The organism is Pyrococcus sp., from assembly GCF_030153625.1.
GTDB lineage: Archaea > Methanobacteriota_B > Thermococci > Thermococcales > Thermococcaceae > Pyrococcus > Pyrococcus furiosus.
The window spans coordinates 26,879-34,326 of sequence record NZ_JASKLM010000014.1 but is presented as its reverse complement, the minus strand read 5'-3'; the positions used below and the strand labels follow the sequence as shown (position 1 = coordinate 34,326).

Here is a 7,448-nt window from a genome sequence, read left to right as displayed (position 1 = left end):
TTCTCGGTTTGGTTGTCCGCCTGGTGATGTGACTGAGTGGCTTCAAGAGGTGATGCCCCAGTTATCCTGACAGTATCTACCGCTTATCCTAACAGTATCTCTTTAATAATTCGATATCAACAATTCTCTTCTCTTTTCTCCAAAGTCCTTCAAACTTGAAAATGCTGTTAGGATATATTTCGCCAAGATAAAACGTATTAAACACCCTTTCGATGTCTTTTCTATCTAGTACAATTCCTAACTTCTGCCTTAAATATTCAACTCCTTCTCCTTTTGGAAGGTCTTCTCCTGAAAGATACATTAAAATTAATGCTTCACTGAGTTCAAAATCATCCGAAAATACTCCTTTCTTTCTCATGTCCCTTATTATCTCTAAAGAAACTTCCTTCTTAATTCCCAGGTGGGAAAGAAAGTACTCTACTGTGAGCTTTGTTGCCATATCATAACTCTCGCTAGTGTCTATGAGTACACCATCTACATCAAAGACTATCCACATCTGCACTCCTCCAGGAATTCTTTTAGGGCTTTAATCAGCTCATCATTTTCCCATTTTTTTCCTATTGTTACCCTAATGTGACCCTCTAGCCTTCCAGATAACTTTCTCACGACAATCCCCTTCTTTAGAAGATAATCGTATGCATCGAGCTTCATAAGAAGAAAGTTAGCTTCACTCGGATAGGAGTATTCTATAAATTCTCTTCTAATTCTTTCTCGTTCCTTTACAATAAGTTTAATTCTTCTCTTGACAATATCATAGTGTTCTAACATCTTTATAGCCACTGTCATTGTCAAGGAATTAAGATTGTATGGAGGGAGTATTCTGTATAAAGCATCTATAATCTTTTCATTTGCTATCATATATCCACATCTAATTCCAGCAAGTCCAAACGCCTTTGAAAACGTCCTTAGAATTACTAAATTTTCATACTCACTGATTTTTGGTATGAAGCTTTTTCCCGAAAACTCAGAATAGGCTTCATCAAGTATAACTACTCTCCCAGAGTCTAGAACTTTGAGGACTTCATTTTCTGGTTGAGAGTTTCCCGTAGGGTTGTTTGGTGAGGCTATGAAAATTGCTGATGCTGCTTTTCCTTCTTCTGCAATTCTCTCTCCATCAATTGTGAAGTCCTCCTTTAGGGGAATGTCTTTCACTGGAATTCCATGAAGCTTCGCAAAAAATGAATACATGCCAAAAGTGGGGGAGGTAACGACTATGTACTTTCCCTTGAACATCTTCACAAGATAATTTATTAGTTCGTCACTACCATTCCCAACGGCTATGTTTTCTTTTTTTAGTCCGTAGAATTCTGCGAGGGCCTCTCTTAGAGGGTCTGAGGTTATGTGAGGATATCTATTAAACTCTATTCTCTTGAGTTCTTCTAATATCTCCTCTTTAAGTTGGGGAGGGAGGTCATAGGGACTTTCATTTTTATCAAGCCATATTCTGTAGTTTCCTTCTACGGCTCTATAGGGCTCGAAGTTTAGAATTTCTTCCCAGATCACTTTCTCCGCCTCCTTAACTCGTTCATAACCTCTCCTAGAGAAATGTCATTATATGTAAGGAGCACTAGAAGGTGATATAATAAGTCTGCAACTTCGTAGATTATCCTTTCCCTTTTCTCAGCAACGAGGACTTCTATAGCTTCTTCTCCAAATTTTTTGTAGATCTTTTCTCTCCCTTCCTTAAAAAGTTTGGACGTATATGAACCTTCAACGGGGGTTTCTTTCCTTCTTTTTATTATCTCTTCGAGCTCCTTTAGAATTGAAAGAGAATAATCTATTGGGAGCACTCTCTCTGGTTCTCCAAGCTTTCTATAAAAGCATGAATAGTTTCCAGTGTGACAGGCAGGTCCTTTTGGAGAAACTATTAGCAAGAGGGCGTCATTGTCACAATCAATTTTTATCTCTTTAACTGTCTGTATATTCCCACTAACTTCTCCTTTCATTCTAATTCTACCCTTGGAACGTGAGTAGTAGTGGGCAATTCCCGTTTCAAGAGTTTTTCTAAGGGCTTCTTTGTTCATATATGCAAGTGTAAGAACTTCTCCTTTTTCATCCTGAACTATGACGGGGACAATCCCATTGTTCTTTTCCCAGTTTACTTGCTCCAATAACTTTTCAATTTCCATATGCTCACCTCTAATCAAGTCTAACTGGAATTCCATTTTTGGCAAGAAACATCTTCAGTTCCCTTACCGTATATTCACCATAGTGGAAAATTGATGCCGCTAATGCAGCATCAGAACCTATCCTAAATACTTCTAAAAAGTGTTCTGGTTTTCCAGCCCCTCCAGAGGCTATAACGGGAATATTTACGGCATCAACAACTGCTTTTGTTAGTGGAATGTCAAATCCCTGCTTTGTTCCATCGGTGTCCATGCTCGTGAGGAGAATTTCACCTGCTCCCAGTTCTTCTACTCTTTTGGCCCACTCAACAGCGTCCATTCCCCTGGGCTTTCTTCCCCCGTGTGTATAAACTTCCCAGAATTTTCCGTTCCACTTGGCATCTATAGCAACAACTAAGTTTGCTGAGCCTATGAGGTCAGCGATCTCTTTAATTAAGGAGGGATTTTCCACGGCGGCTGTATTGATAAATATCTTGTCGGCCCCTCGTCTAATTATTTCTCTTGCCTCTTCAACTGTTCTTATACCTCCTCCCACCGTAAAAGGAACGTAGATTTCCTCTGCTACTCTTTCTACCAAGTCGAGAAGGATTTTCCTTTTTTCGTAGGAGGCAGTAATATCTAGAAAGACTATCTCGTCAATTCCTTCGCTCTCATACCTTTTAGCTAGTTCTATTGGATCTCCAGCATCTCTAATGTTCTTGAATTTTATTCCTTTAACAACCCTACCATCTTTTATGTCAAGAGCTGCTATAATTCTTCTTGCCAACACTTTTAGCAACCTCCAAAGCTTCTTCAAGAGAGATAGTTCCTTCATACAAAGCCTTCCCAATAATAACGCCAGAAAACCCTATTTCAGCCAGCTGAATTATATCGGTAGGTGTTGCCACTCCTCCTGCATAAATAAATTCTTCATCTCCCCAGAACCTTTTGATTTTCTCTATTCCCAGGAGGGTACCGTCTCTATCTATGACTGTGTATACAAACCTATTAACGAATTTTCGGAGCATTTTGTATGCATCCTCTACAAGAAGGCTCTCTTCCTCTATCCAACCTTTGGTGAAAATCTTTCCCCCTTTGGAGTCCAAGCTGACTGTTATTCCCTCGAATTCTGAGGTTATTCTTTCCAAAAAAGAGATATCAAGGGCTTTTGTTCCTATAATTACATTCTCAACTCCTATGTCGTACGCCTTCTTGATCGACTCATAATCTCTAAATCCTCCCCCTATCTGCACTCTTACTCCAACATCTCTAATTATCTTCTCTACAATGTCAAGATTTTGGGGTTTGCCGGAGAATGCCCCATCCAGATCCACTATGTGGATTTTATCCACGTATTCTGAAAATTTCTCTGCAAACTTCAGTGGATCTCCATACACCTTTACTTCGTCCTTCTTTCCTTTATACAACCTTACTACTTTTCCATCCATTATATCAATGGCTGGGTAAATTCTAAACTTCATTTTATAACCTCCTAAAGTTTCTTAGGAGTATAAGACCATTTTTGCTACTCTTTTCTGGGTGGAACTGGACGCCAAATATGTTTTCAAAGCATACTGAGGAGACAAACTCTGCATTTTCATAGTCTGTAGTTGTTGCTATTATATCGGGGTCTTGTGGGACGGCATGATAGGAGTGAACAAAGTAAAAATAGCTGCCATTCTTTAGCCCCTCAAAGAGCTTGCATTCCTTCTTTATCCACACCTGGTTCCAGCCAATATGTGGGGTTCTTACATTTTTTAGTTTCACAACTTTTCCTTTGAATATTCCAAGTCCCTCTTTTCCTGGGCTTTCTTCACTTTCCTCGAAAAGAAGTTGCATTCCAAGACATATTCCCAGGAAGGGCTTTCCCTCGTTTATTCCCTCAATGATTATATCTTTTATTGGGGCGAGTTTGTCCACCACGGCCCCGAAATTGCCAACCCCGGGAAGAACAATTTTGTCTGCTTTCTCTATCTCGTAAGGATCGCTAGTTATATATCCTTTTAGGGCCTTCTTTACGTTTGCTAGATTACCAATTCCTAGGTCGACTATTGCAATTCTATCCATTACAATACCCCCTTTGTGCTTTCAACTCTCTCACTCTCTTTAGTTGCTACTCTCAGAGCCATTCCAAGCCCCTTAAATGCGGCCTCTACTATATGGTGGGCATTTTCACCGCTTAGTTGTTTTATGTGGATCGTAGCTCTAAGTCCGCGAGCGAGCCCCCAAACAAATTCTTTTAGGAGAGAAACTGCGAATCCTTCTTCTGCATCTTTTATGTTTACATCCACATTTGCATAGGGTCTATTTGAAATGTCCACTGAAACTAAGACAAGAGCATCGTCCATTGGCATTATTGCATTCCCAAACCTTGTGAACTTTTCTGGAAGATTCTCTCTAAGCGCTTCTCCAAGGGTTATTCCAATATCTTCCCATAAGTGGTGCCTCAAGTCATACGTTGCCGTGATCCTCATGTCCTTTCCTAGATAAAATGCAAAGGCAGTAAGCATGTGATCTAGGATTAAGTCATTTGTCTTTATTTCTCCTTTTTTCCCGATTTCTACAATTATATCCGTTTCTTTTGTAGTTCTCCTCACTTTCTTCACCCCAATAAAAGGTATCTTTAATTACACAGTTGATTTCACAATGATTAGCCTTCTTTCTCATTTTCTAACCTCCAAGCTCTTTTTGTGGAGTTCCATTCCTTCTATTTCAGCTAATCTTATTCCCAGCTCTCTTTCAGAGATAAACTCCTCTCTACTAACCATTGCAATGCTTATTGGCTTCATGAAGTCCCAAACTGTGAGAACACCCATGAATTTTGCCGCACCTCCCGTTGGGAGAACGTGATTAACTCCTAAGAAGTAGTCAGCTGCAGGAACTGGTGTGTATAGCCCTAGGTATATCGCACCTGCATTTTCAATTAAGTCTACCAATTTTAGGGGTTCTCTAGTTATTATCTCAAGGTGTTCTGGAGCTATTTCATTAGCTTTCTTACAGCATTCCTCAAGAGAGCTACACACGATAACTGTTATTCCCTCTCTATTACAGTAATCTGCTAGTTCTTTTGACGTCGTCAATAACCATGCCTTGCTATCTTTTCCGTGTTCTAATTGGCTTAACAAATCGTAAAGAACGAAATCTTTATCCGCACTTTCATCTGCAATTACTGCTATTTCAGAAGGGCCAGCCAAACTGTCTATCCCGACAATTCCAAAAACTTGTCTCTTTGCTTCATTGACAAACTTATTCCCAGGCCCAAAGATCTTTTGGACCTTTTTCATTCCAATACCATAAGCCATGGCAGCTATTGCCTGAATTCCTCCGAGCTTGTATACTTCTTCAATCTTGAGGAGTTTTGCTATGTACAGGATGTATGGATTTACTTTCCCATCTTTGGGTGGGTTTGTTACAACGATTTCCTTAACTCCAGCGACCCTTGCGGGGACTCCTACCATCATTAGAGTTGAAGGCAGCGGTTTCCCACCTGGGACATATATCCCTATTCTCTTGAGTGGCTTGTATATTAGCCCATAGAGAGAGCCATTCTCGATGTATAAAATGTCCTGCTTTAGTTGTTTTCTATGGTATTTCTCAATTCTCTTGAGAGTTCTCTTTATAATTTCTTTATCCCTTTCTGGAATTCTTTCTTCAGCTTCCTTAAACTCCTCCTTTGAGACTTCAAATGGGCCTTCATATCCGTCGAATTTTTTTGAGTACTCTCTTATTGCCTCTAATCCTCTTTCCCGGATATCTTTCAAAATCTCCCTGACGTATTCTTCAATGTCCATAAACAGACCTCCTAATTTTTGTTATGAAAGAATTAATTTCTTCAAAGAACATCTTTTGAGAAATGCGATTTACTAAGAGGAGCGCTGAAACATCCATTATCTTTGCAACTTCAACGAGTCCATTTGATCTTAATGTATTTCCTGTTTCCACTATGTCAACTATTGCATCAGCTATTCCTATTCTTGGAGCTAGCTCTATACTTCCGTGGAGTTTTATCACTTCAACTTCAATATTGAGATTTTCAAAGTACCTCTTTGTTATGTTGGGATATTTTGTTGCAATCTTGTAACCATCCATATTTTCTGGGTCTACAACTTTCTCCTTGGGGACAGCTATACTTAACCTGCATTTTCCGAAAGGTAGTTCCAGGGGGATAAACACGTCACTTCCTCTCTCTTCTACTACATCACTCCCCGCTATTCCTATATCAATTCCATGTTCAACATAAACGGGAACGTCAAACGCTCTAGCTAAAAGGAATTCGTTATTTCCATCCCCCCAGATTAGAGCTCTTTCGTCTCTCTTTGGAACTTTTATTCCAGCGAGTTCTAGTACTTTTATCGAATCTTGGTAAAGCCTTCCCTTTGGTAAAACAAACCTCATAACCTCACCTCCACTGGAATTCCTAGTCTCACCATTTCTCTAGCTGTGGAATATGCTTTCTTAGGATCTATTTCAGAAATAACTTTTCTTGCCCTATCTTTCGGTCTGTAAAGACTTAGCAACCTATTTAAGTAGAAAACGAAGCCAATCGCCTGCTTTCCTCTAACCTCATATTCTCCTCCTCCCCCTATTGGTTTTCCTACCTGGGGAGAGTATATTTCGAATATTATGTCGGTATAGTAGGGAAGTGGACGAACAGTTCCTAGGTCTATAAACACCCTTGGATCCTCTATGGAATCAACTATAGTGTCTAATTTTTCTATTCCACTTCTTCTTCCCCTAAAATTAAATAACTCCCACATCTTGTCTTTTTTGTCCTTGGGAATTGGAATATTTTCTATTATCTCAAAGTTTCGCTTTATTAGGGCTTCTTTTATTTTGGGCCAGTATTCTCCGCTTAGTTCTTTCCAAACCTCAATGCTTCCAATGTCGATGTAGAATTCTGTAATTCCAAGACTTTCTAGGGATGTTATTGCTATCGAAAGAGCTTCAAGATACATTCCCAGACCTTTTCCTCCAATGAACTCTATTCCAGCCTGCCATTCTCCCTTAACATCACCATTTAGGACCTCTGCTATGTAGAATACCTTTGCATTTCCGTCTTTGAACTGTTTTAGTATTCTTGATGTGACGTCTGGGGAGATTAGATAGAACAAGTTATTATAGGCAAATTTTGTTCCTTTTCTAATTTCAGGTGAGTATTCCTCGATAATTGGAAATACCACTTCTTTATATCCCCAGAGTTGAAAAATCGAGCGAAGCTTGTTTGCAATTTCAGCAATTTTAATATACTCCTCCATGCTTCTCTTAGCCCACATAGAAAACACCTCCAACTAACCAAGTGAAGAGAGAATAGAGATCAATGATGATGAAGGTGTAGGTATGCAA

Annotated in this window: 10 protein-coding genes; all 10 read right to left on the bottom strand. The window is 39.5% G+C overall.

Annotated elements, in window-relative coordinates:
• Nucleotides 1–88 precede the first annotated feature (88 nt).
• Nucleotides 89–496, bottom strand: a complete 408-nt coding sequence (locus PWP39_RS03700; protein ID WP_288072702.1) for an HAD family hydrolase — start codon at nt 494–496, stop codon at nt 89–91.
• Complete coding sequence (gene hisC / locus PWP39_RS03695) at nt 487–1,503, bottom strand: histidinol-phosphate transaminase (protein WP_011012811.1); 1,017 nt, start codon at nt 1,501–1,503, stop codon at nt 487–489. Before hisC ends, PWP39_RS03700 begins: the two co-directional genes overlap by 10 nt.
• Nucleotides 1,500–2,129, bottom strand: a complete 630-nt coding sequence (gene hisIE, locus PWP39_RS03690) for a bifunctional phosphoribosyl-AMP cyclohydrolase/phosphoribosyl-ATP diphosphatase HisIE (RefSeq protein WP_014835587.1) — start codon at nt 2,127–2,129, stop codon at nt 1,500–1,502. Before hisIE ends, hisC begins: the two co-directional genes overlap by 4 nt.
• Nucleotides 2,130–2,139: 10 nt before the next feature.
• Nucleotides 2,140–2,895, bottom strand: coding sequence for an imidazole glycerol phosphate synthase subunit HisF (hisF, locus tag PWP39_RS03685; protein ID WP_014835588.1), 756 nt, complete (start codon nt 2,893–2,895; stop codon nt 2,140–2,142).
• Nucleotides 2,864–3,586 carry a 1-(5-phosphoribosyl)-5-((5-phosphoribosylamino)methylideneamino)imidazole-4-carboxamide isomerase gene (gene hisA, locus PWP39_RS03680; protein WP_011012808.1) on the bottom strand — a complete coding sequence of 241 codons (723 nt, stop codon included), beginning with the start codon at nt 3,584–3,586 and terminating at the stop codon, nt 2,864–2,866. Before hisA ends, hisF begins: the two co-directional genes overlap by 32 nt.
• A 1-nt stretch (nt 3,587) precedes the next feature.
• Nucleotides 3,588–4,172 carry an imidazole glycerol phosphate synthase subunit HisH gene (hisH, locus tag PWP39_RS03675; RefSeq protein ID WP_011012807.1) on the bottom strand — a complete coding sequence of 195 codons (585 nt, stop codon included), beginning with the start codon at nt 4,170–4,172 and terminating at the stop codon, nt 3,588–3,590.
• Nucleotides 4,172–4,702, bottom strand: coding sequence for an imidazoleglycerol-phosphate dehydratase HisB (gene hisB / locus PWP39_RS03670; protein WP_011012806.1), 531 nt, complete (start codon nt 4,700–4,702; stop codon nt 4,172–4,174). The genes hisH and hisB overlap by 1 nt, the downstream gene beginning before the upstream one ends.
• 66 nt (nt 4,703–4,768) lie before the next feature.
• On the bottom strand, nt 4,769–5,896 hold the full coding sequence (gene hisD, locus PWP39_RS03665) for a histidinol dehydrogenase (protein ID WP_288072696.1): 1,128 nt from the start codon (nt 5,894–5,896) through the stop codon (nt 4,769–4,771).
• On the bottom strand, nt 5,886–6,500 hold the full coding sequence (hisG, locus tag PWP39_RS03660) for an ATP phosphoribosyltransferase (RefSeq protein ID WP_011012804.1): 615 nt from the start codon (nt 6,498–6,500) through the stop codon (nt 5,886–5,888). The genes hisD and hisG overlap by 11 nt, the downstream gene beginning before the upstream one ends.
• Complete coding sequence (locus tag PWP39_RS03655; RefSeq protein WP_288072694.1) at nt 6,497–7,378, bottom strand: ATP phosphoribosyltransferase regulatory subunit; 882 nt, start codon at nt 7,376–7,378, stop codon at nt 6,497–6,499. Before PWP39_RS03655 ends, hisG begins: the two co-directional genes overlap by 4 nt.
• Between the last annotated feature and the right edge of the window lie 70 nt (nt 7,379–7,448).